General features: G+C 71.7%; 28 protein-coding genes. 11 read left to right on the top strand and 17 right to left on the bottom strand.

What is annotated here, in order from left to right; genetic code table 11:
- Window positions 1–116: 116 nt before the first annotated feature.
- Window positions 117–857 carry a hypothetical protein gene (locus H291_RS0114440; RefSeq protein ID WP_020015719.1) on the top strand — a complete coding sequence of 247 codons (741 nt, stop codon included), beginning with the start codon at window positions 117–119 and terminating at the stop codon, window positions 855–857.
- Here H291_RS0114440 and H291_RS0114435 read toward each other — a convergent pair.
- The 4 genes from H291_RS0114435 to H291_RS0114420 form a co-directional block, all read right to left on the bottom strand.
- Window positions 847–1,605: an alpha/beta hydrolase family protein gene (locus H291_RS0114435; protein ID WP_026365754.1), complete on the bottom strand. Its 759-nt coding sequence runs from the start codon at window positions 1,603–1,605 to the stop codon at window positions 847–849. The two genes, H291_RS0114440 and H291_RS0114435, sit on opposite strands and share 11 nt — an antisense overlap.
- A 102-nt stretch (window positions 1,606–1,707) precedes the next feature.
- On the bottom strand, window positions 1,708–2,997 hold the full coding sequence (gene purD / locus H291_RS0114430) for a phosphoribosylamine--glycine ligase (protein ID WP_020015717.1): 1,290 nt from the start codon (window positions 2,995–2,997) through the stop codon (window positions 1,708–1,710).
- A gap of 47 nt (window positions 2,998–3,044) precedes the next feature.
- Window positions 3,045–4,337, bottom strand: coding sequence for an adenylosuccinate synthase (locus H291_RS0114425; protein WP_020015716.1), 1,293 nt, complete (start codon window positions 4,335–4,337; stop codon window positions 3,045–3,047).
- A 76-nt stretch (window positions 4,338–4,413) separates the two neighbouring features.
- Window positions 4,414–4,857, bottom strand: coding sequence for a DUF3151 domain-containing protein (locus H291_RS0114420; protein WP_020015715.1), 444 nt, complete (start codon window positions 4,855–4,857; stop codon window positions 4,414–4,416).
- A 160-nt stretch (window positions 4,858–5,017) separates the two neighbouring features.
- On the opposite strand from H291_RS0114420, the gene H291_RS0114415 reads away from it, so the two are divergent.
- A complete protein-coding gene (locus tag H291_RS0114415) occupies window positions 5,018–5,422 on the top strand; it encodes an STAS domain-containing protein (protein WP_020015714.1) in 405 nt (134 codons plus the stop codon).
- Between the two features lie 89 nt (window positions 5,423–5,511).
- Here H291_RS0114415 and H291_RS0114410 read toward each other — a convergent pair whose 3' ends face one another.
- Window positions 5,512–7,812: an ATP-binding SpoIIE family protein phosphatase gene (locus H291_RS0114410; protein ID WP_020015713.1), complete on the bottom strand. Its 2,301-nt coding sequence runs from the start codon at window positions 7,810–7,812 to the stop codon at window positions 5,512–5,514.
- Between H291_RS0114410 and H291_RS34585 the strand changes: the two genes are divergently transcribed.
- Together H291_RS34585 and H291_RS30165 are read left to right on the top strand one after the other, a co-directional pair.
- On the top strand, window positions 7,778–8,128 hold the full coding sequence (locus tag H291_RS34585) for a hypothetical protein (RefSeq protein WP_020015712.1): 351 nt from the start codon (window positions 7,778–7,780) through the stop codon (window positions 8,126–8,128). The two genes, H291_RS0114410 and H291_RS34585, sit on opposite strands and share 35 nt — an antisense overlap.
- An 83-nt stretch (window positions 8,129–8,211) precedes the next feature.
- Window positions 8,212–8,691 carry an STAS domain-containing protein gene (locus tag H291_RS30165; RefSeq protein ID WP_020015711.1) on the top strand — a complete coding sequence of 160 codons (480 nt, stop codon included), beginning with the start codon at window positions 8,212–8,214 and terminating at the stop codon, window positions 8,689–8,691.
- Window positions 8,692–8,786: 95 nt separating this feature from the next.
- Here the strand turns inward: H291_RS30165 and fbaA are convergent, their stop codons facing one another.
- From fbaA to H291_RS0114385, 3 genes are all read right to left on the bottom strand, one after another.
- Window positions 8,787–9,806 carry a class II fructose-bisphosphate aldolase gene (fbaA, locus tag H291_RS0114395; RefSeq protein ID WP_020015710.1) on the bottom strand — a complete coding sequence of 340 codons (1,020 nt, stop codon included), beginning with the start codon at window positions 9,804–9,806 and terminating at the stop codon, window positions 8,787–8,789.
- 195 nt (window positions 9,807–10,001) lie between these two features.
- Complete coding sequence (locus tag H291_RS34210; RefSeq protein WP_198012505.1) at window positions 10,002–10,316, bottom strand: hypothetical protein; 315 nt, start codon at window positions 10,314–10,316, stop codon at window positions 10,002–10,004.
- 188 nt (window positions 10,317–10,504) lie between these two features.
- On the bottom strand, window positions 10,505–11,134 hold the full coding sequence (locus H291_RS0114385; RefSeq protein ID WP_020015708.1) for a TrmH family RNA methyltransferase: 630 nt from the start codon (window positions 11,132–11,134) through the stop codon (window positions 10,505–10,507).
- Window positions 11,135–11,232: 98 nt separating this feature from the next.
- Here H291_RS0114385 and H291_RS0114380 point away from each other — a divergent pair, with 98 nt between their 5' ends.
- The 4 genes from H291_RS0114380 (at window position 11,233) to H291_RS0114365 (ending at window position 13,366) form a co-directional block, all read left to right on the top strand.
- Window positions 11,233–12,006: a VTT domain-containing protein gene (locus H291_RS0114380; protein WP_020015707.1), complete on the top strand. Its 774-nt coding sequence runs from the start codon at window positions 11,233–11,235 to the stop codon at window positions 12,004–12,006.
- A gap of 91 nt (window positions 12,007–12,097) precedes the next feature.
- The gene (locus tag H291_RS0114375) at window positions 12,098–12,442 is read left to right on the top strand and encodes a hypothetical protein (protein WP_157237045.1); all 345 of its coding nucleotides are present in this window, start codon (window positions 12,098–12,100) and stop codon (window positions 12,440–12,442) included.
- Window positions 12,418–12,522 carry a type II toxin-antitoxin system RelE family toxin gene (locus H291_RS34875; RefSeq protein WP_332257021.1) on the top strand — a complete coding sequence of 35 codons (105 nt, stop codon included), beginning with the start codon at window positions 12,418–12,420 and terminating at the stop codon, window positions 12,520–12,522. The genes H291_RS0114375 and H291_RS34875 overlap by 25 nt, the downstream gene beginning before the upstream one ends.
- A 67-nt stretch (window positions 12,523–12,589) precedes the next feature.
- Complete coding sequence (locus H291_RS0114365; RefSeq protein WP_020015705.1) at window positions 12,590–13,366, top strand: HAD-IIA family hydrolase; 777 nt, start codon at window positions 12,590–12,592, stop codon at window positions 13,364–13,366.
- Between the two features lie 39 nt (window positions 13,367–13,405).
- Here the strand turns inward: H291_RS0114365 and H291_RS0114360 are convergent, their stop codons facing one another.
- Both H291_RS0114360 and pyrE read right to left on the bottom strand, forming a co-directional pair.
- Window positions 13,406–14,134, bottom strand: coding sequence for a hypothetical protein (locus H291_RS0114360; RefSeq protein WP_157237043.1), 729 nt, complete (start codon window positions 14,132–14,134; stop codon window positions 13,406–13,408).
- Between the two features lie 81 nt (window positions 14,135–14,215).
- Window positions 14,216–14,791, bottom strand: coding sequence for an orotate phosphoribosyltransferase (pyrE, locus tag H291_RS0114355; protein WP_026365751.1), 576 nt, complete (start codon window positions 14,789–14,791; stop codon window positions 14,216–14,218).
- Between the two features lie 72 nt (window positions 14,792–14,863).
- Between pyrE and H291_RS0114350 the strand changes: the two genes are divergently transcribed.
- Window positions 14,864–15,949, top strand: coding sequence for a magnesium and cobalt transport protein CorA (locus H291_RS0114350; protein WP_020015702.1), 1,086 nt, complete (start codon window positions 14,864–14,866; stop codon window positions 15,947–15,949).
- 45 nt (window positions 15,950–15,994) lie between these two features.
- Here the strand turns inward: H291_RS0114350 and H291_RS0114345 are convergent, their stop codons facing one another.
- From H291_RS0114345 to H291_RS0114330, 4 genes are read right to left on the bottom strand one after another with little or no spacing between them, the layout of a single operon-like run.
- Entirely contained in the window at window positions 15,995–16,774 is a 780-nt protein-coding gene (locus H291_RS0114345; RefSeq protein ID WP_020015701.1) for an SDR family NAD(P)-dependent oxidoreductase, read from the bottom strand.
- 23 nt (window positions 16,775–16,797) lie between these two features.
- Entirely contained in the window at window positions 16,798–18,300 is a 1,503-nt protein-coding gene (locus H291_RS0114340) for a tripartite tricarboxylate transporter permease (RefSeq protein ID WP_020015700.1), read from the bottom strand.
- Window positions 18,293–18,883 carry a tripartite tricarboxylate transporter TctB family protein gene (locus tag H291_RS0114335; RefSeq protein ID WP_020015699.1) on the bottom strand — a complete coding sequence of 197 codons (591 nt, stop codon included), beginning with the start codon at window positions 18,881–18,883 and terminating at the stop codon, window positions 18,293–18,295. The genes H291_RS0114340 and H291_RS0114335 overlap by 8 nt, the downstream gene beginning before the upstream one ends.
- Entirely contained in the window at window positions 18,880–19,881 is a 1,002-nt protein-coding gene (locus tag H291_RS0114330) for a Bug family tripartite tricarboxylate transporter substrate binding protein (RefSeq protein WP_020015698.1), read from the bottom strand. Before H291_RS0114330 ends, H291_RS0114335 begins: the two co-directional genes overlap by 4 nt.
- Window positions 19,882–20,065: 184 nt before the next feature.
- Between H291_RS0114330 and H291_RS30160 the strand changes: the two genes are divergently transcribed.
- Together H291_RS30160 and H291_RS0114320 are read left to right on the top strand one after the other, a co-directional pair.
- A complete protein-coding gene (locus tag H291_RS30160; RefSeq protein ID WP_232216071.1) occupies window positions 20,066–21,430 on the top strand; it encodes an ATP-binding protein in 1,365 nt (454 codons plus the stop codon).
- Window positions 21,427–22,140 (top strand): response regulator, encoded by a 714-nt coding sequence (locus H291_RS0114320; RefSeq protein ID WP_020015696.1) that lies wholly within the window; start codon window positions 21,427–21,429, stop codon window positions 22,138–22,140. The genes H291_RS30160 and H291_RS0114320 overlap by 4 nt, the downstream gene beginning before the upstream one ends.
- A 140-nt stretch (window positions 22,141–22,280) precedes the next feature.
- On the opposite strand, the gene H291_RS0114315 is transcribed toward H291_RS0114320, so the two are convergent.
- From H291_RS0114315 to H291_RS30155, 3 genes are all read right to left on the bottom strand, one after another.
- Entirely contained in the window at window positions 22,281–22,700 is a 420-nt protein-coding gene (locus tag H291_RS0114315; RefSeq protein ID WP_020015695.1) for a rhodanese-like domain-containing protein, read from the bottom strand.
- 153 nt (window positions 22,701–22,853) lie between these two features.
- Complete coding sequence (locus H291_RS0114310; protein ID WP_020015694.1) at window positions 22,854–23,858, bottom strand: isopenicillin N synthase family dioxygenase; 1,005 nt, start codon at window positions 23,856–23,858, stop codon at window positions 22,854–22,856.
- Between the two features lie 334 nt (window positions 23,859–24,192).
- On the bottom strand, window positions 24,193–24,546 hold the full coding sequence (locus H291_RS30155) for a hypothetical protein (protein ID WP_020015693.1): 354 nt from the start codon (window positions 24,544–24,546) through the stop codon (window positions 24,193–24,195).
- Window positions 24,547–24,627 lie beyond the last annotated feature (81 nt).

The following is a 24,627-nucleotide window of genomic DNA, read 5'->3' as shown; positions in this document are numbered from 1 at the left end:
CCCGGGTCCGCCGCCGCACGCGATGAGAGCACTCTCATCGCGCTCTCCTCACCGCCTCATCGACCCGCGGGAACGTAAGCCCCGTCCCCGTTGTCGCAGGTCAGAGGAGTACAGCTGTGCGCACGCGAGTCGTCGAAGCCCTCGGGCTGCACCACCGTCCGGTCGCCGGCCTCTTCGGGATGCTGCTCACGGTGGCGCTCGGCCTGAACCTGCTCTTCCTCACGCACAAGTTCCTCGGCGTCCCCGACCACGACGGGTTCGGGCTCGAGCAGGAGCGCGGCATCCCCGCGGTGGTGGGTTTCGTGTTCACGGCGTGGGCGGCCGGGCTCGCCGCCTACCTCGCCGTGGTGCACCGTCAGGCGCTCCTGGCGGGGTGGTCCGCCCTGTTCGCGGTCCTGCTGGCCGACGACTTCTTCATGCTGCACGAGCGCATGGCCAAGGTGATCGCGGCCGAGCTCGGCATCGCCCAGCCCTACGGCCCGCCGATCGGCGAGATCGTCTGGCTCGGGTCCGTCGGCGCCACGCTGCTGGTGGCCATCGCGGTCGGGTACCGGTTCGCGGCGCCGGAGTGGCGGACGGCGTCCCGCGTGCTGCTCGCGCTGCTCGGCCTGCTGGTGCTGTGCGGCGTGGGGGTCGACGTCGTGCACGGGTTCACGCGGGCGTTCACGGGGACCCGGGGCACGTGGCACGTGCTCCTGGGCTCGCTGGAGGACGGCGGCGAGCTGCTGATGCTCGGCGTCGTCGTCACGTTCCTCTACGCGCAAGCGTTCTGCGGGCACCGGCCGCAGCTGGAGACGCTGGGCGCTCGGGGCCGCCCGACGCGGCACGCACCCGGACCGCGCCGGCTCAGGCGGTGAGGTACTGGTCCGCCCAGGCGCTGATGATGCGGGCCGCACGCTTCGCCTGCCCGGGCGCGGTGAGCAGGTGGTCAGCGCCCTCCAGGGACACGAACGAGCGCGGGTGCCGGGCCTCGCGGAAGATCTCCCCCGCGTTCGAGATGTCCACCGTGGAGTCCGTCGGTGAGTGCATCACCAGCAGCGGGGAGCCGAGCTCCCGGATCTTGGAGCGCAGCTCCGCCCGGCGGACGTCCTCGACGAAGTGCCGCTTGAGCGTGAGCGCGCGTCCGCCCACCATCCACTGGGCGTGCCCGTCGTCGAACACCCGGCCCAGGACGGCGTCGTAGTTGTGCTCGGCGTGCCGGGGCTGCACCGGGGCGCCGATGGTGGCGACCGCCTGCACGCCCGGGACGTCCGCGCCGGCGGCGATCACGGCGGCGCCGCCGAACGAGTGCCCCACCAGCAGGTGCACCGGCATGTCGTGGTCGGCCATGAACTGGGCGGCCTGCACCGTGTCGGCGACCTTGTGCGTGAACGAGCCGTCGCCCCAGTCACCCTCGGAGTCGCCCAGGCCCAGGTTGTCGAAGCGGAGCATGCCGATGCCCTCGGCCGCGAGCTGCTTGCAGATCCGCGCCGCGGCCGGCGAGTCCTTGCCCAGCGTGAACCCGTGGGAGAACACGCCCCAGCCGCGCACCTCGCCGGCGGGCCGGTCGATGATGCCCGCGAGGCGCGGTCCCGTAGTGCTCTCGAACGTGACGCGCTCAGCCACGACCACTCCCCTCTCGACGAAGCCGCGATGTTAACGCCCGCCGGGTTTCGTGGGGATGACGCCGACGCACGGCGAGACGGCGCCCGTCGGCGCCGGGGGCACCTACGGGACGGTGACCTCGCCGCGCTCCGCCTTCAGGGCGATGTCCGTGCGGTGGTGCGAGCCCTTGAGCTCGATCCGCGCCACGCCCTCGTAGGCCCGACGACGGGCGTCCGCCAGGTCGCTGCCCAGCGCCACCACGGACAGCACCCGGCCGCCCGCGCTGACCAGGTCGCCGGTCTCGGAGCGCCCGGTGCCCGCGTGCAGCACGTGCACGCCGGCGAGCAGCTGGGCCTCCTCGATGCCCGTGATCGGGTCACCCGAACGGGCCGACGCCGGGTAGCCCTCCGACGCGACGACCACCGTGACCGAGGCCTCGGGGCGCCAGCGCAGGGGCTCCAGGCCGGCGAGCCGGCCGCGCGCGGACGCGAGCATGATGTCGGACAGCGGCGTCGCGAGGCGGGCCAGCACCGACTGCGTCTCCGGGTCGCCGAACCGGGCGTTGAACTCCACCACGCGGGTGCCGCGGCTGGTCAGCGCGAGCCCCACGTAGAGCACGCCGGAGAACGGCGTGCCGCGGCGGGCCATCTCGTCGATCGTGGGCTGGGCCACGCGCGCGACCACCTCGTCCACGAGGTCGGCCGGCGCCCAGTCCAGCGGGGTGTAGGCGCCCATGCCGCCGGTGTTGGGGCCCTCGTCGTCGTTCCCGACGCGCTTGAAGTCCTGCGCGGGGACCAGGGGCACCACCGTGGTGCCGTCGCACACGCAGAACAGGGAGACCTCGGGGCCGTCGAGGTACTCCTCGACCACCACGCGGCCGTTCTCGCCCGCCAGGCACGCCGTGCCGTGGGCCAGCGCCGCCGCGCGGTCGTCGGTGACGACCACGCCCTTGCCGGCCGCGAGGCCGTCGTCCTTCACCACGTACGGGGCGCCGAAGGCGTCCAGCGCCGCCTCGAGCTCGGGGACGTCGGTGCACACGTGCGCCATGGCGGTCGGCACGCCCGCGGCGGCCATGACCTCCTTGGCGAACGACTTGGAGCCCTCCAGCCGGGCCGCCTCGCCGGACGGGCCGAACACCGCGATGCCCGCGGCCCGCACGGCGTCCGCGACGCCCGCGACGAGCGGCGCCTCCGGCCCCACGACGACCAGCTCCGCCCCGATCCGCTGGGCCAGCGCCGTCACGGCGGCCCCGTCCAGCGGGTCGACCGGGTGCAGCGTGGCCGCCCCCGCGATGCCCGGGTTGCCGGGCGCGGCGTGCAGCTCGTGGGAGGCGACGCCGGAGACGTTCTCCCGGTCGAGCGAGTGGACGATGGCGTGCTCGCGGGCACCGGTGCCGATGACGAGGATCTTCACAGTGACGGAGGGCTCTCTCGGTGGTTACGGACTCAGCGGGTGTGGACTCAGCGGGTGTGGATGAGGTCGTGCACGGGGATGATCTCGTCGCGCTTGGGGCCGACGCCGATCGCGGAGATCCGGGTGCCCGACATCCCCTCGAGCGCGTGCACGTAGGCCTGCGCGTTCTTGGGCAGGTCCTCGAAGGAGCGGGCCTGGGAGATGTCCTCCCACCAGCCGTCGAGCTCCTCGTAGATCGGCTTCGCGTGGTGGAAGGCCGTCTGGTCCGTCGGCATCTCGTCGTAGCGGACGCCGTCGACGTCGTAGGCCACGCAGACCGGGACCTTCTCCATGCCGGTGAGCACGTCGAGCTTGGTGAGCACGATGTCGGTGAGGCCGTTGATACGCGTCGCGTAGCGGGCGATCACGGCGTCGTACCAGCCGGTGCGCCGCGCGCGGCCGGTGGTGACGCCGTACTCGCCGCCGGTCTTGCGCAGGAACTCGCCCTTGTCGTCGAACAGCTCCGTGGGGAACGGCCCCTCGCCCACGCGGGTCGTATAGGCCTTGATCACGCCGATCACGGAGTCGATCCGGGTGGGCCCGACGCCGGACCCGGTCACCGCGCCGCCCGCCGTCGCGCTCGACGACGTGACGAACGGGTAGGTGCCGTGGTCGATGTCGAGCATCGTGGCCTGGCCGGCCTCGAACAGCACGTTCTTGCCCGCGTCCAGGGCCTTGTTCAGCTCGACGGCGGTGTCCGTGACCATGGGCCGCAGGCGGTCGGCGTACTGGAGCAGCTCGTCGAGCGTCTCGTCGACCGTGATCGCGCGCCGGTTGTAGACCTTCACCAGCAGGTGGTTCTTCTGGTCCAGCGAGCCCTCGATCTTGGCGCGCAGGATCTTCTCGTCGAACAGGTCCCACATGCGGATGCCGACGCGGTTGGTCTTGTCGGCGTACGCCGGGCCGATCCCCCGGCCCGTGGTGCCGATGCGGCGCTTGCCGAGGAACCGCTCCGTCACCTTGTCGATGGTGCGGTGGTACGGCGCGATGATGTGCGCGCTGCCCGAGACGAGCAGGCGGGACACGTCCACGCCGCGCGCGATCAGCGCGTCCAGCTCCTCGAACAGGACCTCGATGTCGACCACCACGCCGTTGGCGATGACCGGCACCACGCCGGGCGACAGGATGCCCGACGGCAGCAGGTGCAGGGCGTACTTCTCGTCGTCGATGACGACCGTGTGCCCCGCGTTGTTACCACCGTTGAACTTGACCACGTAGTCGACGCGGGAGCCCAGGAGGTCCGTCGCCTTTCCCTTGCCCTCATCGCCCCACTGGGCCCCGACGAGCACGACGCCTGGCATGGATCTCCACCTTCTCAAATTCCTAGGGTTGCTCCGCCGGGTGCGCATCGAGGGCGCCGGCGGGCCGCGCCCGAGTCTACTTCGTGGTGGGCACCAGGGCGCGAACCTCGTCCACCGACGTGCCGGAGTCACCCAGGAACTGGGCGCAGCGCTCGGCCTCGTCCTGCTCGCCGATGCGGCCCGCCGCCTCCGAAAGGGCCAGTAGGGCGCGCAGGAAGCCCTGGTTCGGCACGTGGGCGGCCGGGATCGGGCCCTGCCCGCGCCAGCCCGACCGGCGCAGCGCGTCGAGCCCGCGGTGGTAGCCCGTGCGGGCGTACGCGTAGGCCTCCACGTCCGCCGCGGCGGTGCCGGATGCGAGCGCGCCCTCGGCCAGGACCGCCCACACCAGGGACGACGCCGGGGCGTCCGCCACGACCGAGACCGGGTCGGCGCCACTCGTCAGACGCTCGCGGGCGGCGGGGAAGTCGTCGGACAGCAGCGTGGGGGCCGGACCCTGCAGCAGGTTCTCGTGGGAGCTCATGGTCGAATTCTCACACCTCGGGGTCGCGGGCGGGCACCCGGCCCTCGCAGGGGACAACTGCGGACAAAGAGGTCGCACAGGATTGCCCGTCGCGCCAGCGCAGACGGTGAATTTTGCCTTTCATCCGGTGCGATCGAGCAACAGTCGTTACGCTCGACACATGATCGAGATCGCGACGTCTCCCACGACGACGACGCTCGTGATCGCCGGCGACCTTGACCTCGCCGAACGAGACCAGTTCCCGGAGATCGCGGCGCGCGTGGTCGGCCTGCGCCGACAGCTGCTGGTCATCGACATGTGCCGGGTGACGTTCATGGACTCGACCGGGGCCGCGTTCCTCATCTCGCTGGCCGACGCCGGCCGCAAGCGCGGCGGTGCGACCGTCATCCGCGGGGCCGACGAGCGCGACCTGTTCGTGCTCGAGGTGTGCGGCGCCATGGAGCTCTTCCGGGTGGACGACGAGCACTCGTGCGAGCCGTCCGCCCCCGACTCGGGGTTCGCGGTGATGACCTCGCGGGACGACGACACCTCGCCGTTATCCCACCGCGACGTGTCCACGGCGTAAAACGTTATCCAAAATCGGGCATGTCAGACGGTGCCCCACATGTCAGACGCTCAGGTCACTCTGGTGACCTGAGCGTCTGACATGTGGGGCTACTTCGGCGGGGTGGGCTGGCGGCGGAGCTTGGCCCACACCAGCTTGCCGCTGCCCGACGGGCGCCAGCCCCACTCGGCCAGGCGGTCCACGATCTGCATGCCGAACCCGCCCAGGCGGTTGGGGTGCCCGTCCGTCGCGACCGGCGGAGCCGGGTTGTTGTCCTCGACCTCGATGCGCAGGCCGTCGCCCGTGTCGTAGAGGCGCAGCGCGATGTGCCCCCAGCCGTGCAGCACGCCGTTGGCCACCAGCTCCGAGACCACCAGCTCGGCCTGCGCCGACTCCTCGATCCCCCAGGCCTGGCAGGTGCGCAGGACGGCGTGCCGCGCGCGGCCGATCGACGACGGCTCGCTCGGCAGCATCCAGCGCCGCCAGCGCGGCGAGAGGGCCGTCTCCGTGGCATCGCCCGCCGGGTCCGGGATCCGGACCACCACGATCGCCACGTCGTCCTCCGGCGCGTCGGCCAGGCGGGACAGCAGCTCCTCGCCCACGCCCGCGGCGTCGCGGGCGGTGATGGCCGACGCGGTCTCCAGCAGGGCCTCCAGGCCCAGCCGCAGGGACCGGTCGCGCCGCTCGATGAGGCCGTCGGTGTAGAACAGCAGTGTGTCGCCGGGCTGGAGCCGGGCCTCGCCCGTGGTCCGTTCGCGGGAGCCGAAGCCAACGAGCGCACCGCCGCCGTCGTCGAGCTTGATCACCTCGCCGCCGCGCAGCAGGAGCGGCGGCAGGTGGCCGGCGCGCGAGTAGCCGACCGTCCAGACGTCCGGCTCCTCCTCGCGCTTCAGGGAGGCGTACACCATGCTCGCCGAGCGCGGGATGCCCATGCCCGCCACGAGCTGGTCCACGCGCTCGAGCACGCGGCTCGGGGTGGACAGCTCGAACGCGTAGGAGCGCACCACCGAACGGAGCTGGCCCATCGTGGCGGCCGCCTCGACGTCGTGCCCGACGACGTCGCCGATCACGAGCCCGACCAGGTCCGGCGAGATCTGCAGCACGTCGTACCAGTCGCCGCCCACCTGCGCGTGCTCGGCGTTCGGCGCGTAGTAGGTCCACACGTCGAGGCCGGCGACGTCGGCCTGCTCGGGGAGCATGGCGCGCTGCAGGGTCTCGGCGAGGCGGTGCTCGCGGGCGTACATCCGCGCGTTGTCGATGGCGCTGCCCGCACGGCGGGCCACCACCTCGATCACGGTGCGCAGCGTGTCGGGCTCGTCGGCCTCGACGTAGTCGCCCGGATCCTCCCCGTCGGGGACGATCACGACCAGGCCGAGCACGTCGCGGCGCCCGGCGACCGGGTGCACCACCACGGAGTCCGGTGCCTTGCCCAGCTCGTCCGCGAGGCGCAGCGTGAGGTCGCGCTGCAGCCAGCCCGACGCGGAGTGCGGCGCGTGCGGGATGTCGAGGTGCAGCGTGACGGGACCGTCGAGCACGCCGTCGAGCACGTCCTGGACCGAGTCCACGACCTCGAGGATCGGCATGGGGCCCGTCGTCACGGAGTCGCCGAGCGCGTCCGTCTGCGGACGGCGGCGCTGGGTCTTGTCGGCGATGTTGTCGCCCTCGATGTACCGGGCGTGCCGGCGGCCGCGGCCGCTCGGCGGGTTGGCGACGTCGACGCCGGCCGCGTGCTTGAGGCCGTCGTCGTTCACGTAGAACCCGGCCCAGCGCACCATGGTCTGGAGCAGCTCGGCGATGTCGCGCAGGGCGTACGGGTACTCGAGGTCGGTCAGGATCTCGGTGGTCTGCGCGATGAGGTCGAGGTCCTCGCGCTGCTGGCGCTCGATCTCCAGGCTGGCGAGCTGGGCCGCGTGCCGCTCCATGTGGTCGGAGACGTCGACGCTGAAGCCGACCCAGTGGGTGATGCGGTCGTCGTGGCCGGCGCGGGCCGGGGTGAGCGTGAGCTGGGCCCAGCCGTGGGTGCCGCCGCGCAGGTGGGACCGCACCGTCGCGTGCACCTCCTGGCCCGCGTTGACCAGCTCGGTCATCCGCTCCAGGTCCTGCGGCTCGACGAGCATCTCGCCGAGGCGGCGCACGGTGTACCCGGCGAAGTCGCTGAACCGCACGCCCGCGTACCGCTCGAACGCCTGGTTGGCCCACAGCATGGGCATGCCGTCCTCGGTGGGACCGGTCAGGAAGACCGGGATGCCCACGGTCACGGCGGCGCGCAGCACGACGTCGCCGACCGACGGCGGCAGGGTGCGCGGGATGCCGGTGTACGAGCGGGGCTCGCGGGCAGGACCGCCGTACCCCCCGCCGGAGGACGTGGCGGACGGGATGCTCGGCGGCACGCTCGCGGCCGGCGGGGGCACCGGGCGATTGGTGCCGTGGCCGCCGTTCGCCGACCCGTTCGGCGTGTCGCTCGACGAGGCGTTCACCGGCACGTCGGGAGATGCGCCGGAAGGTGCGCTGGATGCTGCGTTCGGTGATGCGTTCGGCGCGCCGCTGGACGTTTCGTCCCTGGTGCCGTTCGATATTCCGTCCTGCGTCGGGCTGAGGCCGAAAACGGAAAGACCGGGATGGCGCGGCGGCGGAGAGGACGGTGTCAGACCGGATGAATCGGTCAAAATGCCCTCCCTACGGTATCTATTGCTCGAGGTGCTGTTCCAGCAGGACATTCAACCGTAGATTGGGACAGTCCGAGATCTGAATCTCAACCTCTATCATCGGACCGATACAGCGTCACGACCACTGCTCCCGGAAGGAGAACCGTGCAGGACGGAACCTACGACCCGCCGCGCGGTCCGCAGGGCGGGAGCCCCCAGGACCCCGGCCACCAGACCCCCGAGATCGGCGACCCGGCGAGCATCCACGTCATCGTGGGCCGCTCGCGCGCACGGATCGTGCTCTCCGGGGAGATCGACGCCGACATCGGCGGCGACCTGCACGAGGCGACGGCCGCGGCCGAGGAGTCTCGTCTTCCCGTCGAGATCGACGCGCACCACGTGACCTTCATGGACTCGTCCGGCGTCGCGTTCCTGGCGCGCCTCGCGAGCCGCAGCCCGCACCGCGTGCGCGTGTTGCGCGCTCCCCCGACGGTGCGCTTCCTCCTGGAGGTCACCCGGATCGGCGACCTCCTCGACATCGTGGACGAGGACCCGGGCTTCGAGCTGGACGACGACGGCCCGTCGGGCCCGCCGTCGGGCACCACCCCGGCCCCGGCCGGCGTAGGCGGCCCGCCGGCGTCCTGAGCCGGCCCATAACTGGATGATCGGTAAAAGGTCAGGTGGTCGGCAGCTCGAGCTGCCGACCACCTGACCTTTTGCCGATCAAGCGAGCGCGATGCTCACATCTTGTGGCCGGCCGAGCGGAGCTGCTGGCAGGCCTCGACGATGCGGGCGGCCATGCCGGCCTCCGCCGTCTTGCCCCAGGCGCGCGGGTCGTAGGCCTTCTTGTTGCCCACCTCGCCGTCCACCTTGAGCACGCCGTCGTAGTTCTTGAAGAAGTGGTCGGCCACCGGACGCGAGAACGCGTACTGGGTGTCGGTGTCGATGTTCATCTTGATGACGCCGTTGTCGACGGCCGCGGAGATCTCCTCCGCCGTCGAGCCCGAACCACCGTGGAAGACGAGGTCGAACGGCATCTCCTTGCCGATCTCGGCGCCCACGGCCTTCTGGATGTCGAGCAGGATCTCCGGGCGCAGCTTGACGGCACCCGGCTTGTACACGCCGTGCACGTTGCCGAAGGTCAGGGCCGTCAGGTAGCGGCCGCGCTCGCCGGCGCCGAGAGCCTTGATCGTGGCCAGGCCGTCCTCGGGCGTCGTGTACAGCTTGTCGTTGATCTCGGCGGTGTGGCCGTCCTCCTCGCCACCGACCACGCCGATCTCGATCTCGAGGATCGTGCGCGCGGCCTGCGACAGCTCGAGCAGCTCGGCGGCGATCACGAGGTTCTCCTCGATCGGCACGGTGGAGCCGTCGAACATGTGCGACTGGAACGTCGGCAGGCCGCCGTTCTTGACCTGCTCCGCCTCGATGGCGAGCAGCGGCTTGACCCAGGAGTCGAGCTTGTCGGCCGTGCAGTGGTCCGTGTGGATGGCGATGTTGACGCCGTAGCCCTTGGCGACCTCGGTGGCGTAGGCCGCCAGCGCGAGAGAGCCCGAGACGCGGTCCTTCACCGTCGAGCCCGAGGCGTACTCGGCGCCGCCCACGGAGACCTGGATGATGCCGTCCGACTCCGCCTCGGCAAAGCCCTGAAGTGCGGCAGTAACGGTCTGCGACGAGGTGATGTTGACCGCGGGGTAGGCGAACTTGCCGGCCTTCGCCCGGTCGATCATCTCGGCGTAGACCTCAGGGGTTGCGATGGGCATCTGCGAAACTCCAAACGAATGGTGAGGTGGGCGGTCGCAAGTGTGTCCAAGGCCGCCCGGGGATGCACCATCGATCTTGCCACGATCCACCAGTGGTCGTGTGCGGTCGTTCGACAGTCGAACGGCCGAAACACTGTGGTTTTCATGTTTCCGGCGCCATCGGGCGGGCTCACGGACGACGTCGGGCACCGCTCGTCACCCGGTGGTGGGCACCGGTACGTCCTCGGGGTTGCGTCCGCGGATCGGGGTGAAGAAGGCGACGGCGACCACGCCGAGGTAGATCACCGCGACGGCGAGCAGCGGCCGCGAGGCCCCGAACCGGTCCGCCGACGCCGTGAGCGCGGCGGCGCCGAGGGGCGCGAGGCTGTGGTGGATGGTCCAGAACGCGGCGGTCACGCGCCCGAGCAGCGCGTCGGGCGTGACCATCTGGCGCAGCGACATCGACGAGACCGCCGCGAGCATCAGCCCGAACCAGAACGCGATCCTGCCGGAGCCGCTTGCGGCGGGCAACGGTTTTGGGCGGGGGGTCGCTGGTGTTGCGGGGCGCGGCAGTTTGCCCCGCAGACTCGGCACCCTGCTGTGGGACGCGGCAGTTTGCCCCGCAGACTCGGCAGTTGGCATCGAGATCGGCTCAGGCCTGAGCCGATCTCGATGCCAACTGCCGACCGTGCCGGGCCGACCCTGCCGAGCGCGGCGAGTTACGCGTGCTGTTCCATCCAGGTGTGCATGGCGATCGCCGCCGCGGCGCCCGCGTTGATCGAGCGGGTCGACCCGTACTGGGTGATGTGCAGGACGACGTCGCACGCTGCCTGCGCCTCCGCCGTCAGGCCCGTCGACTCCTGGCCGAACAGCAGCACGCACTCACGGGGCAGCGCGTGGCCCTCGATCGGCACCGACCCGGGCACGTTGTCGATGCCGACGATCGGGAGGTCGCCGGCCCACTCGGCCAGCGCGGCGGCGTCCTCGTGGTGGGTCACGTGCAGGTAGCGGTCGGTGACCATCGCGCCGCGGCGGTTCCAGCGGCGTCGGCCCACGATGTGCACGCCCGCCGCGTTGAACGCGTTGGCGGTGCGGACCACGGAGCCGATGTTCAGGTCGTGCGCCCAGTTCTCGATCGCCACGTGGAACGGGTGCCGGCGCGTGTCCAGGTCCGCGACGATCGCCTCCACGGTCCAGTAGCGGTACTGGTCGGCCACGTTCCGGCGGTCGCCCTCGGCGAGGAGCTCGGGGTCGTAGCGGGCGTCGTCGGGCCGGATGCCCGGCCAGGGCCCGACGCCGATCTCGGGCTCAGGACCCTCTGCGGGGGCGGGCAGCGGGCGCTCAGACAAGGTCGACCCTGCCGGGGCCGTGTGCGAGTGCTGTGACGGTTCCCGGACCGGAGGACGTGCTGGTCATGCCCGTCATTGTGCCCCGCTAGTCTCGATCCATGCTGACGACCGTACTCCCGGAGGTCGTGTCCGGGCTGGCCGCCGCCCCCGTCGACGCGGTGGCCGTGCCGCAGCTCCTGGGCATCGACTGGATGGACCCGAACTACCTCATCGAGCGGTTCGGGGACGCCGCGCTGGTCGGCATCGCGCTCGTCATCTTCATCGAGACCGGGCTGCTGTTCCCGATCCTGCCCGGCGACTCGCTCCTGTTCACCGCGGGCGCGCTCGTGGCGCAGGGCACGCTGCAGATCAACATCGTGGTGCTGTGCCTCATGCTGTTCGCCGCCGCGTTCCTCGGCGACCAGACCGGATATCTGATCGGCCGCAAGGCCGGCCCCAAGATCTTCGACAAGCCGGACTCGAAGCTCTTCAAGCGGTCCTACATCGACCAGACCAACGCGTACTTCGACAAGTACGGCGGCCGCACCATCATCGTGGCCCGCTTCGTGCCGATCGTGCGCACGTACGCCCCGGTCGCGGCCGGCGTCGGCAAGATGTCCTACCGGCACTTCGTCACGTACAACGCGATCGGTGCGCTCCTGTGGGCGGTCGGCGTGACCCTGCTGGGCTACGTGCTCGGCAACTTCACGTTCGTCAAGGAGAACATCGAGGCGCTGCTCGTCCTCATCGTGCTCGTCTCGGTGATCCCGATGGTGATCGAGATCTGGCGGGCCCGGCGCACGGAGAAGGCGGCGCAGGTCCTGGTCGAGCAGGTCCCGGCCGCGTCGTCCGACGACGCCCTGGCGGGCACCGGGCGCGAACCGCAGGAGTAGGCGCGGACCGGTCCTCGATCGGAACGTCGGACAGTTCACGCGCTGAACGACACACATGTGCGACAGGCGCCCCCGAGGTACCTTCGATGGCATGACCGACGAACTGGCGAAACAAATCTCCACGGACCTGTACGTGCCAGAACTGGTGGACGTGCGAGACCTCGGGGAGGCCACGGCTGCCCTTGTTGACCGGGTCGCCTCCGACGCCCGACGCATCGGGATCGTGCGCGACGGCAAGGTCGTCGCCGTCCTGATCGACCACGACGACGCGAAGATCTTCGAGACGCTCGAGCTCCGCGCGGAAGAGGGCTGGCTCACCCGCGTCAAGGAGCAGGAGCCCGACGACGGCAGGCGATACACCGCGGAAGGCGACCCTCTCCCCGGGGACTCTCCGGACACGCCGAATACCGGATCGCGGTCAACGACCACCGGGTGATCTACGAGATCAGTGACGCCCAGGTGACCGTCACAGTCGTCAAGATCGGCAACCGCAGGGATGTCTACCGGGGCTGGTAACCCATGCGTCGCAGGGTAGAGACCCGCCGCGACGGGCTTTGGCGCGCGAGACATTAGGCTGGCGCCCATGATCGAGCGGACCACCGAAGCCTGGCTCACGGACATGGACGGCGTGCTGGTGCACGAGGGCACGGCCCTCCCCGGCGGCCCCGAGTTCATCAAGGCGCTGCGCGACAAGGACCTGCCGTTCCTCGTGCTGACCAACAACTCGATCTTCACGCCGCGCGACCTGCGCGCCCGGCTCGCGTACAGCGGGATCGACGTGCCGGAGCAGAACATCTGGACGTCGGCCCTGGCCACGGCGCAGTTCGTCGCCGACCAGATCCCGAACGGCAGCGCGTACGCCATCGGCGAGGCAGGCCTGACGACGGCGCTGCACCAGGCCGGCTACACGCTCACCGACGCGGACCCCGACTACGTGGTGCTCGGCGAGACCCGCACCTACTCGTTCGAGGCGATCACCAAGGCCATCCGGCTGATCACCGACGGCGCCCGGTTCATCTGCACCAACCCGGACGTCACCGGCCCCTCGCAGGAGGGCCTGCTGCCCGCCGCGGGCTCCGTGGCGGCCATGATCACGGCGGCGACCGGCCGCCAGCCCTACTACGTGGGCAAGCCCAACCCGGTGCTGTTCCGGTCGGCGCTGAACCTGATCGGGGCGCACTCGGAGTCGACCGCCATGGTGGGCGACCGCATGGACACCGACATCCTGGGCGGCATGGAGGCCGGCCTGGAGACGTTCCTGGTGCTCACCGGGTCGACGTCGGCCGGCGAGGTCGAGAAGTACCCGTTCCGGCCGAGCCACGTGATGAAGTCGATCGCGGACATCGTCGAGCTCGTCTGACCGCCCCGGGCCGGCCCGCCGGCCCGGAACGGGAGAGCGTCAGGTCAGGCCCGGGATCCCGAAGCCGTCGATCGTGCCGCCCGACTCGAAGCGCGGGCCGCCCTTCTCCATGGGCAGCACGATGCGCGCGACGTCGGCGACCCGCTTGGCCCGGTCCGTCAGGGTGGTGACGTCGGTGCGGCCCGGGCGCCACAGCAGCACCGAGGGTCCCTCGATGCGCAGCCGGGAGCCGTGGAAGTCGGGCAGCATCACGATGTTGGCGAGGCGCGCGTCGAGGGCCCGCCGCGCGAAGAACTCGTCGGACGTGCGCACCAGCCACTGGCCGTCGAACGCCGGGTTGTCGATCTGCACGTCCTGGGCGCCGAACAGCTTCTGCCACTTCTCGCGGAGCCCCTCCGGCGAGAGGTCGATCACCGGATCGCCGGGCAGCGCGTCGAGCGCCACCACGTGCGCCGTGCGGCGCAGGCCGATCCGGCGCGAGTCGCCCTCGGGCGCGCCGGACCGCCACGTGTAGGTGAACGAGACCATGTCGAACCCGTCGACGTTGCCGCGGACGACGTCGCGGGCCACCCGGTCCACGCCGATGCCGAACGGCCGGCCGGTCCAGCGCTGGGCGAGGACCGGGTCCTTGCCGACGTACTCCCAGCCGTTCGCCTCGGCCCACTGCGCGACGTCCTGCGAGCGCCCGCGCTTCATGATCCGCGCTGCCGCGACCGTGAAGGCCACCACGCCGATGACGAGCAGGACTAATGCGACAAATGGCCCCATGAACTTAAAGATACAGTAGGGCTAGGCAAAAGTCTCCACGGGGGAGTGATATGGAGACGGCCAGTTTTGCGGTAACGATCCCTAGGCGAGGCCGAGGTCCCCGAGGCCGTAGAGGTAGTGGTACGGCACCCCGAGCGCCTCGATCTTCTCGCCCGCGCCGGTGGCCCGGTCCACGATCGTGGCGACGCCGAGCACCTCGGCGCCGGCGGCCCGCGCGGCCTCGATCGCCGCGATCGGCGACCCGCCCGTCGTCGTCGTGTCCTCCACGACGACCACCTTGCGGCCGGCGATGTCCGGGCCCTCGATCTGGCGCTGCATGCCGTGCGCCTTGGCCGCCTTGCGCACCACGAACGCGTCCAGGTCCTGCCCGCGCGAGGCCGCGGCGTGCAGCAGCGCGTCCGCGATCGGGTCCGCGCCCAGGGTGAGGCCGCCGACGGCGTCGATCTCCGCCGTACCCAGCCCGACCTCCTCCAGGTGGTCCAGGAGCACGTGCCCGACGAGCGGGGCGGCCCGGTGGTGCAGCGTGATGCGGCGCAGGTCGACGTAGTAGTCGGCCTCCTTGCCGGAGGACAGGGTCACCTTGCCGTGCACCACGGCGAGCTCCTTGATGAGCTCGGCGAGCTGCTCGCGCGGGGTCGGGGAGAAGTCAGCGTTCACGGTGCAAGGGTACGTCGCGCGTGCCGCCGGACCGTGGCCCGGGTTGCCGTCCACCTCTGGGAAGGTTCTGCTGTGAGCATCATGGACAACGCGGTGTACGTGGACGGCAGGCGCACGGCCAACCCGGCGAGCATCGAGGAGACCTGCGAGACGACCCGCGAGCGTGGCGGCATCGCCTGGGTCGACCTGTCGTGGCCGGCGCAGGCCGAGATCGAGGCCGTCGCCGCGGAGTTCTCCCTGCACCCGCTGGCGGTCGAGGACGCCATCAACGCGCACCAGCGCCCCAAGGTCGAGCACTACGACGACGTGCTGTTCGTGGTGCTGCACCCCGCGCGCAACGTCGACGACGACGGCGACGGGCACGTCGACCGCGTGGAGTTCGGCGAGGTGCACGCGTGGGTGGGCCCGGACTTCGTCGTCACGATCCGGCGGTCCGTGACGCCCGACCTCGACGCGCTGCGCAGCCGCCTGGAGGAGGACCCGGACCTGCTGCGTCTCGGGCCGGTCGCGATCCTGGCCGCGCTGCTGGACGAGGTCGTGGACACCTACCGGCCCGTGGTCACGCGGCTGCGCGGCGCCATCGACCAGATCGAGGACCAGCTCTTCTCCCGCGACCCCGAGGTGTCGTTCCGCATCTACGAGGCGACCCGCGAGGTGATCGGGCTCCAGCGCGCCACCGGCCCGCTCGTCGAGATGCTCCAGGACCTGTACGACGCCAAGCGGGCGTACGCCGACGAGCAGTCCGCAGCCGCGCACCCGGACGACGTCCCACGCCCGGACGGCGACGCGCAGGACCACCGCTGGGTCGAGCTGCTGCGCAGCCTGCGCAACGTGCTGGACCACGCGATCAAGCACGCGGAGACCTCGGAGACGTTCCGGTCGCTCCTGACCAACGCCCTCAACGTGCACTCCACGCTGGTGACGCAGGAGCAGAACGAGGAGTCGCGCCGCATGACGGAGATCAGCCTCAAGCAGGACGAGCAGATGAAGAAGATCTCCGCGTGGGCGGCCATCCTCTTCGCGCCCACGCTGATCGGCATGAACTTCACGCACATGCCCGAGCTGCACTGGACCTTCGGGTACCCGATCGCGATCCTCGGGATGATCGGCCTGGGCGGCATCTTCTACTGGATCTTCAAGCGGGTCGGCTGGCTCTGACGCCGGCTCGTCGGACGCCGCCCAGGCGCCGACCCGGGCTCCGGCTCAGCGGTAGCTGCCGACCGCCCGCACGGCCCAGCGGGGCATGACCCGCAGCGCGGCCGAGGCCACCTTGTAGCGCACCGAGGGCGTGGACAGGACGACGCCGCGGCGTGCGTCCGCGAGCGCCGTCCGCACCACGTCCTCGGCCTGGAGCCAGCCCCACTCGGGGACGATCGAGGACTCGGCGATGCCGGCGCGCGCGTGGAACTCGGTGTGCGTGAACCCGGGGGACAGCAGCGTGGCGGTGACGCCGGTGCCCTTGAGCTCGGCGGCCAGGGACTCGGTGAAGGTGCGCACGTACGCCTTGGCGGCGGCGTAGGTGCCGCCCGCGGTGAGGGCGGCGACCGAGCCGACGTTGAGGATCGCGCCGCGGTCCCGTTCGAGCATCTGCCCGACGGCGGCGTGCGTGAGCTCGACGACGGCCTTGACCATGACGTCGATCCCCCGGCGCTCGGTGGTGACGCGGCCGCTCGCGAACGGCGAGCTCGTGGCGAACCCGGCGTTGTTGACGAGCAGCCCGACGGGCCGCAGGTCGCCGTCGTCGGGCCGGCCGCCGACGACGGCGAGGCGCGCCGCGACCCGCGCGACGTCGTCGGGCACCGAGAGGTCCGCCGGCAGCACCTCGACCGCCACCCCCGTGGCGGCGCGGAGCTGCGCGGCGACCTCCTCGAGCCGTGCGGCGTCCCTGGCGACCAGCACCAGGTCGTGCCGGTCGGCGGCGAGCTGCCGCGCGAACTCCAGGCCGAGGCCGGCGGTCCCGCCGGTGATCAGTGCTGTGCTCATGCGGGTGAGCCTAGCCAGTGCGTCTAGGCCTCCTCCGCCCGCTCGCGGCGCTTGAGCCAGATGCCCACGGCGAGGAGCACCACGATCGCGGCGTACGCGGTCGCGGCGAACGGGCTGGTCACGAGGTAGGACAGGTCGCCCTGGCTGATCGCGAGGGAGCGGCGCAGGCGGTCCTCCGCCATCGGGCCGAGGATCATGCCGACCACGAGCGGTGCCACGGGGTACCCGTAGCGGCGCATGAAGAACCCGATCAGGCCGATGAGCACCAGGAGCAGCACGTCGACGGGCGCGAAGTTCAGCGCGTACGAGCCCAGCGCGCCGAACAGGAGGATGCCCGCGTACAGGTAGTGCCGCGGGATGCGCAGCACCTTGACCCACATGCCGACCAGCGGCAGGTTCAGCACGACGAGCATGAGGTTGCCGACGTACAGGCTGGCGATGAGGGCCCACACCAGCGAGGACTCGTTCTGCAGCAGCATCGGGCCGGGCTGGATGCCGTAGGACTGGAACGCGACGATGATGATCGCCGCCGTCGCCGTCGTGGGCAGGCCGAGGGTGAGCAGCGGGACGAGCACGCCCGACGCCGCCGCGTTGTTCGCGGCCTCCGGGCCGGCCACGCCCTCGATCGCGCCCTTGCCGAACTGCTTGCGCCGGGATCCGGCGAGCCGCCGCTCGGTGGCGTAGGACAGGAAGGTCGCGACGTCGGCGCCGCCCGCCGGGATGGTGCCGACGGGGAACCCGATCGCGGCGCCGCGTAGCCACGGCTTCCAGGACCGGCGCCAGTCGTCGCACTTCATCCAGGTGCGCCAGCCCTTCTCGACCGGGATGATCCGGATCGGTCCGTGGCGCATGCGGGAGCCCACGTAAACGGCCTCACCGACGGCGAACAGGCCGACGGCGACCACGACGACGTCGATCCCGTCGGCCAGGTTGGGCACGCCGAACGTGAAGCGCTGCTGGCCGGTCAGGGTGTCGGTGCCGATCAGGCCGAGGAACAGGCCGAGCGAGAGCGAGGCGAGGCCACGCGGCACGGAGCTCCCGAGCAGCGCGCCCACGGTGACGAAGGCGACCACCATGAGGGCGAAGTAGTCGGGCTCGCCGAGTTGCACCGCCCAGCGGGCCACCACGGGCGCCAGGAACGTCAGCGCCACGGTGGCGATCGAGCCCGCCACGAACGAGCCGATGGCGGCGGTGGCGAGCGCGGCGGCCCCGCGCCCGGCACGCGCCATCTTGTTGCCCTCGATCGCGGTCACGATCGACGCGGACTCGCCGGGCGTGTTGAGCAGGATCGACGTCGTCGACCCGCCGTACATGCCGCCGTAGTAGATGCCGGCGAAGACGATGATCGCCGCCGTCGGGTCCAGCGAGTAGGTGAGCGGCAGGAGCAGGGCGATGGTCATGGCCGGGCCGATGCCCGGCAGCACGCCGACCGCGGTACCGACGAACACGCCGAACAGCGCGTACAGCAGGTACATCGGGTGCAGCACGGTGGCGAAGCCCTCGATCAGGGCGGAGAAGTTATCCACGGAGGAACGGCACCCCTTCCAGCAGCGGTCCGGCCGGGAGCGAGAGCCCCAGCAGGCCGCCGAACACGACCTGGATCACCAGGCCCAGCACGAGCCCGGCCAGGGCGGCACGCCACCAGGGCCGGGCGCCCAGCACGACGGCGGCGCCGCCGAACAGCAGGGCGGCGGCGAACGGCCAGCCCACGGTGTTGATGGCGAACACGTGCACCACCAGGATCACGACGAGCAGCACCACGGTGAGCCAGTCGGTGCGGACCGTGGGGTCGACGTCCTCGCCGCCCTCCTCCTGCCCGGCCCGGCCGCTCAGGATCAGGACGACGAGCACGACCCCGGCGGCGACGAGCATGCCGCCCACGAGGTAGGGGAAGGCCCGCGGGCCGAGCGTGTTGCTCGAGCCCGGGACCGTGATGCTCCCGGCGGCCACCAGGACGTACACGCCGAGCGCGGTGGTGGCCAGGGCGAGCACGAGCTCGCCCCACCGGCGCGGCGGCGGTTCGACGGCGTCCGACGGCAGAGGTGCGTCCTCCGCCGTCGGGCCACCGGGCAGAACGGGCGCGTCGTGCGCCGTGTTGTCGCTGGTCACCTGACGAGCCCGATGTCCTTGAGCACCGTCTTGATCTCAGCGATGTTGCCGTCGAGGTAGGTGTCGAACTCGTCCCCGGCGAGGAAGGCGTCGTCCCAGGCCTTCTCCTCGAGCGTGGCCTGCCAGGCGTCGGACTCGGCGAGCTCGGTGACGGCCGTGGTCAGCGCCTCCTTCTCGGCGTCGTCGATCGAGCCCGGGGCGACCACGCCGCGCCAGTTGGTCAGGACGACGTCGTAGCCCGCCTCGGTGAGGGTCGGGGTGTCCGGGAGGGCGTCCACGCGCTCGGAGCCGGAGACCGCGAGCGCCCGCAGCTCGCCCGCCTGGACCTGCTCGGCGTACTCGCTGACGCCGGAGATGCCGGCGCTGACGTTGTTGCCGAGCAGCGCCGCGAGGGACTCGCCGCCGCCGGAGTAGGCGATGTAGTTGAGGCTGTTCGCGATGTTGCCCGACGGCATGCCCGAGGCCTGGAGCAGCATGCCGGCGAGGATGTGGTCGGTACCGCCCGCCGAGCCGCCGGTGATGGAGACCTTCTTGCCGTTCTCCGTGATGTCGTCGACGAGGTCGTCGATGGTCTCGTACGGCGACTCCTTGGGCACCACGATGACCTCCTGCTCCTCGGTGAGGCGCGCGATCGGGGTGGTCTGCTCGATGCGGGCCTGGGCCTCGTTGGTCTCGACGGCGCCCACCATGACCAGGCCCATCACCAGCAGGGTGTTCGGGTCGGTCTCGGTCGCGATGTTCGCCAGGCCCACGGTGCCGCCCGCACCGTCGACGTTGGTGACGGTGGCGGAGCCGACCAGCCCCTCCTCCTGCATGTCTGCCTGCATGGCGCGGCCGGTCTGGTCCCAGCCGCCGCCGGGGCCGGCGGGGACCACGATGCTGAGCTCGTCGATGGCGGCGTCGCCGCCACCACCGCTCGACTCCAGCATCGAACAGCCCGTGAGGGCCAGGGCCAGGACGATTCCGACGGGGGCAGCCCCGGACCGGATGATGCGCATGTCTCCTCCTTGAGCGGATGCGGGTGCCGGAGCCGGCCGATTCGGCGGCTCTCGGACCACTTCGGCGAGAGCGTAGGGACGGCGGGTCGCGGGGCCCCGGTTCTGGTCGCAAGAAAGGTTGTGGTCGTTTCGGTCACGCCGGGCGGCTACCGCGCGGGCTGTGACCCGGTGCACACTTGCGTCCGTGAAGAGAGCGATGACGCTCCGGGCGCAGCTGCTGGTGCTGCAGGTCGTCATCGTGCTCGTGCTCGTGTGCACGACCGGTCTGGTGGCCTCCGCCCTGCAGGAACGACAGCTTCGTGAGGCGTACGTGGACCGGATGGCCGGGGTCGCGCAGTCCGTCGCGCGCCTGCCCGCCATCCACGACGCGTTCGACGACAAGGACCCCTCCGCGACGATCCAGCCGATCGCCGAGGTGATCCGCGAGGCGTCGCAGGTCACCTACGTGGTGGTCACCGACGAGAACGGGGTGCGCTACTCCCACCCCGACCCCGACCAGATCGGGCGGCGGGTGTCGACCGACCCGTCCGTGCCACTGTCCGGCCGGGTGTGGACGGGCACGCAGACCGGCACGCTCGGCACGTCGTGGCGGGTCAAGGTGCCCGTTTTCGGCGACGCCGCCGACGACTCCTCCCCCGCCCCCGTGATCGGCACCGCGAGCGTGGGGATCCTGGAGTCCGAGCTGCGGGCCGACCTGAACGACGACCGGGGCTGGCTGCTCGGCACGCTGGGCGCCGCCGCCGTGGTGGGGGCGCTCTGCGCGGCCGGGGTGACGCGGCTGGTGCGCCGCCGGATCTACCTGCTGGAGCCCGACGACATCGCGACGCTGCTGGAGACCAGGGGCCTCGCGGACGCGCTGCGCTCCCAGTCGCACGAGTTCGCCAACACGGTGCACGTCATCTCGGGGCTGCTGGAGCTGGGCCGCACGGAGGAGGCGGTCGCCTTCATCGAGCGGTCGGGCTACGGCGGGCTGCTCACGGCGTCCGCCGTCGCGCCGGGCGTGCGGTCCCCCGAGGTCGCGGCGCTGCTCCTGGTCAAGGCCATCACGGCGCGGGAGCGGGGAGCGACCCTCGACGTCTCCGAGGACTCCGCGCTGGACGCGCCGGCCGGACCCGACGACTCGTCGCTGCACACGGACGCCCTGGTGGTGCTCGGCAACCTGATCGACAACGCGGTGGACGCCGCGCGGCCCGAGGGCCGCGTCCGGGTGACGCTCCGCGTCGAGGGCCCGCACCTGGTGCTCCAGGTGGACGACGACGGCCCGGGCATCCCGGCGCAGCTGCACGGCCAGGTGTTCAAGGCCGGGTTCTCCACCAAGGTGGCCGGTGACCGGGAGCACAGCCGCGGCATCGGCCTGGCCCTGGTCCGGCGGGTCGTGGACCGGTGGGACGGCGAGGTCGTGATCGGCACCGGCGACCTCGGCGGAGCGTGCGTGCGGGTCGAGCTGTCGGTGCCGGCCGCGGTTCCCGTGGGAGCGGGTGTCGGTGGCGGCGTCGGTGCGGGCGCGGTTGCGGGCCCTGTTGCGGGCGCCGCGGGGAGGAAGTCGTGACCGGGCAGGCGCGGACGCTGGTGGTCGAGGACGACCCGGTCGTCGCGACGGTGCACCGTGGCTTCGTGGAGAGCCACCCCCGGTTCGTCGTCGTGGGCGAGGCGCGGACCGGCGCGGACGCGCTGCGCCTCGCGTCCGCGCTGCGTCCCGACCTCGTGCTGCTCGACCTGCACCTGCCCGACTTCGGCGGGCTCGACGTGCTGCGGCAGCTGCGGCACCTGCCCGGTCCGCCGGTCGACGTCGTCGCCACCACCGCCGCCCGCGAGCTCGACACCGTGCGGCAGGCCATGGCCGGCGGCGTGGTGGCCTACCTGGTCAAGCCGTTCACGTCGGCGGCGCTGCGGGAGCGGCTCGACGAGGTGTGGCAGCGCCGCGAGGACGTGCGCCGGGCACAGGACACGCTCGACCAGGACGAGGTGGACCAGCTCCTGGCGGGGCCGCGCTCCGCCGTCGACCGGCTGCCCAAGGGGCTGTCGGGCCGGAGCCGGGACCTGGTGCGGGAGGCGCTGGCGGGGTTGTGCGGGGTGAGCGGTGCGGCGGCAAGCGCGGCTGCGCGGGACGCGTCGGCGGCCGAGGTCGCGGAGGCGGTCGGGATGTCGCGGGTCAGCGCCCGCCGCTACCTGGAGCACCTGGTCACGGAGGGATACGCGCAGGTGACGCCGCGGTACGGCACGACGGGCCGCCCGGAGAACCGCTACCGCCCGGCCTGACGCGCCGCGCGGCGTCGGCGCCGTCCGCCGCGAGCGCCGTCGGAAGTGCGCTTCTACCCAGTCATTAGGCCCGGAATCAGGGGGAATACGGGCCTAATGACTGGGTAGAAGCGCACTTCGGTGACACCCGCACCCCGGCATCAGATCGGGGACGTCAGCGGGTCCACCTCCGGCTGGACCGGGCCGGTCGCCGTCTCGTAGGCGAAGCCCTCCCGGACCCAGTACTCGAAGCCGCCGATCATCTCCTTGACCTGGTAGCCCAGCTTCGCGAACTCCAGGGCCGCCTTCGTGGCGCCGTTGCACGCCGGACCCCAGCAGTAGACGACGACGGGCTTCTCCCGGTCGACTGTCTGTTCCGCCCGCAGGCGCACCTTGCCGCCGGGCAGGTGTACCGCGCCCGGGACGTGCCCCTGGTCCCAGCAGGCCGGGGAGCGCACGTCGACCAGCGTGAACGGGCTGCCCGCGGCGAGCGCGGCGTGGACGTCGCTGACGTCGGTCTCGAACGCGAGGCGGCCGGCGAAGTGGGCGACGGCGGCGGAGGTGTCCTGGGTGGTCGTCATGGCCAGATTCTGCGGATGCCGGGGCGCCACGGACAAGAGCCCGGACACGCACTGTTCCTGAAGCATCCGTAAGGCGCGCTACCCCGTGCCGCGTGTCAGACCCACAGGTCACCCGGGGGATCTGCGGGTCTGACACGTGCGGAGCGGGGCCGGTCACGCCTGCTGGAGCAGGCCCGGGTGCTGCGCCTGGACCACGTTCGGGTGCGCGCGGACCCGGCTCTTGAGCCAGTTGTCGCCGAACACGGCGTGCAGCGGGTTGGCCGGGTCCGCCGTCACGCCGGGGGCCTCGGCACGAAGGTCCGGCGGCAGCTCGACGTCCGGGATCGTCGCGTCCAGCGCGGGCCCGTGGAAGTACGGGATCGAGATGCGCTCGGTCCCGGCCGCCGGGGACACCACGCGGTGCAGCGTCGCCTTGAGGTAGCCGTCCGTGGCGATCTCGAGCAGCTCGCCGATGTTCACCACGAACGCGCCGTCGGGCGGGGTGACGTCGAGCCACTCGCCGTCCTTCTCGACCTGCAGGCCGGCCTTGCCGTCCCCGACCGAGAGGAGCGTGAGGACGCCGAGGTCCTTGTGCGCGCCGACGCCCTGCGCGGGCGCCGCGGCCTCGACGCCCGGGTAGCGGGCGATCTTCAGGTGCGGCGAGGGCCGCTCGAACACGGCGTCGAACGTGTCGGACGGCGCGCCGAGCGACTCCGCCCAGGCACGCAGCAGCCGCGTGGCGACGCCGTCGAGCCGCGTCAGCCACTCCTCGGCGACGTCGCGGAGGGCGGGCAGCGCCTCGGGCCACAGGTTGGGGCCCTCCAGGACCCAGTAGTCGGGGACGCCGGGTCCGGACGGGACGGCCGGCCGTTCGGCGCCGATGTCGATCTGCTCGCGCTGGTCCACGCGGCCGAGCGTGCGTTCGCCGCCCATCCGCGTCCAGCCGCGGAAGTGGGGGCTGTGCACGTTCTCGATCGCGCGCTTCTGCTCCTCGGGGAGCGCGAAGAACTCGCGGGCGGTCGCGTACGCGCGGTCGATCAGCTCACGCGGGACGCCGTGGCCGACCAGCGAGAAGAAGCCGACCTCGTGGGTCGCACGACGCAGCTCGTCGCGGAAGCGGGCCTGGTCGTCGGGGCCGCCGTCGAGCAGCGAGAGGTCGAGCACGGGGATGCCGGGCATGGGAAGGTCCTTTCGAGGGTGCCGGGTGGGGGGTGCGCCGACGGCGACCGCCCCGGCATCGACGAGACCTCGCCCAGGGTGCTCCGAGACCTCCGGACGGAGGAGTGCGGGAGCCCGGTGCGCGGGCACGGGGATGCGTGGTGAGCAGGAGCTGCTGTCGGCGGCGCGAGGAGACGCGCCAGGGGGTCGCCCGGTGGGCGACCGCTCAGCGGCGACAGCAGGAACAGCGGAAAGTGCTCACGATGCGAGAAACGGTAGCACCACGAGGCCCGGAACGGCGCGGTTCCGGGTCAGTCGGTCGCGACGCGGCACGCATGACCGTGGCACGGCAGGGTCAGGCGCTGAGGCGCCCCTTCGCACCACGGGCACTCCGGCCGTTCTTGGCACGGGTGACGGCGGAGCCGCTGGTGTGCTTGGTGTAGCGCTGTCGTGCCGCCTCACCGGTGGTTCCCAGGACGATGCCGATCTTGTGCCACGAGAGGTTCGCCGCCCGGGCGGTGCCGATGGCGTCGTGCATCACCTCATCTGCCTGCCGCAGCAGCAGCTCTCGCTCGGCCATTGCACGGGTGAGCACCACCTGCGGCGGCAGCTCGTCAACATCGACGTCGTAGACCTCAGCGGTGTCTATGTCGAAGTTCTCGAAGCGGCGCTCGATCTCGGCGAGCTCCTCGTGGGTCAGTTCAGTCATGGTTCACCGCCTACGTCGTCGTGGTGTCTCCGGGAGGTACTTGCCTCGCGCCGGGCGCATCGTGGCGCGCCTATAAAAGAA

Source organism: Promicromonospora sukumoe 327MFSha3.1 (genome assembly GCF_000385135.1).
Lineage (GTDB): Bacteria > Actinomycetota > Actinomycetes > Actinomycetales > Cellulomonadaceae > Promicromonospora > Promicromonospora sukumoe_B.
Note: the sequence above shows the minus strand (reverse complement) of the source record. Positions and strands in the feature narration are given on the sequence as shown.

Excerpts from the sequence above, each read along its gene's own strand:
- H291_RS0114315 (WP_020015695.1), bottom strand. The coding sequence starts at position 22,700 with ATGACGACCACCCAGGACACCTCCGCCGCCGTCGCCCACTTCGCCGGC.
- H291_RS0114310 (WP_020015694.1), bottom strand. The coding sequence starts at position 23,858 with ATGCCCGGCATCCCCGTGCTCGACCTCTCGCTGCTCGACGGCGGCCCC.
- H291_RS0114360 (WP_157237043.1), bottom strand. The coding sequence starts at position 14,134 with ATGGGGCCATTTGTCGCATTAGTCCTGCTCGTCATCGGCGTGGTGGCC.
- fbaA (WP_020015710.1), bottom strand. The coding sequence starts at position 9,806 with ATGCCCATCGCAACCCCTGAGGTCTACGCCGAGATGATCGACCGGGCG.
- H291_RS30155 (WP_020015693.1), bottom strand. The coding sequence starts at position 24,546 with ATGACTGAACTGACCCACGAGGAGCTCGCCGAGATCGAGCGCCGCTTC.
- H291_RS0114365 (WP_020015705.1), top strand. The coding sequence starts at position 12,590 with ATGATCGAGCGGACCACCGAAGCCTGGCTCACGGACATGGACGGCGTG.
- H291_RS0114330 (WP_020015698.1), bottom strand. The coding sequence starts at position 19,881 with ATGCGCATCATCCGGTCCGGGGCTGCCCCCGTCGGAATCGTCCTGGCC.
- H291_RS0114375 (WP_157237045.1), top strand. The coding sequence starts at position 12,098 with ATGACCGACGAACTGGCGAAACAAATCTCCACGGACCTGTACGTGCCA.
- H291_RS0114420 (WP_020015715.1), bottom strand. The coding sequence starts at position 4,857 with ATGAGCTCCCACGAGAACCTGCTGCAGGGTCCGGCCCCCACGCTGCTG.
- H291_RS0114425 (WP_020015716.1), bottom strand. The coding sequence starts at position 4,337 with ATGCCAGGCGTCGTGCTCGTCGGGGCCCAGTGGGGCGATGAGGGCAAG.
- H291_RS0114415 (WP_020015714.1), top strand. The coding sequence starts at position 5,018 with ATGATCGAGATCGCGACGTCTCCCACGACGACGACGCTCGTGATCGCC.
- H291_RS0114345 (WP_020015701.1), bottom strand. The coding sequence starts at position 16,774 with ATGAGCACAGCACTGATCACCGGCGGGACCGCCGGCCTCGGCCTGGAG.
- H291_RS34585 (WP_020015712.1), top strand. The coding sequence starts at position 7,778 with ATGCTCGGCGGCACGCTCGCGGCCGGCGGGGGCACCGGGCGATTGGTG.
- H291_RS0114380 (WP_020015707.1), top strand. The coding sequence starts at position 11,233 with ATGCTGACGACCGTACTCCCGGAGGTCGTGTCCGGGCTGGCCGCCGCC.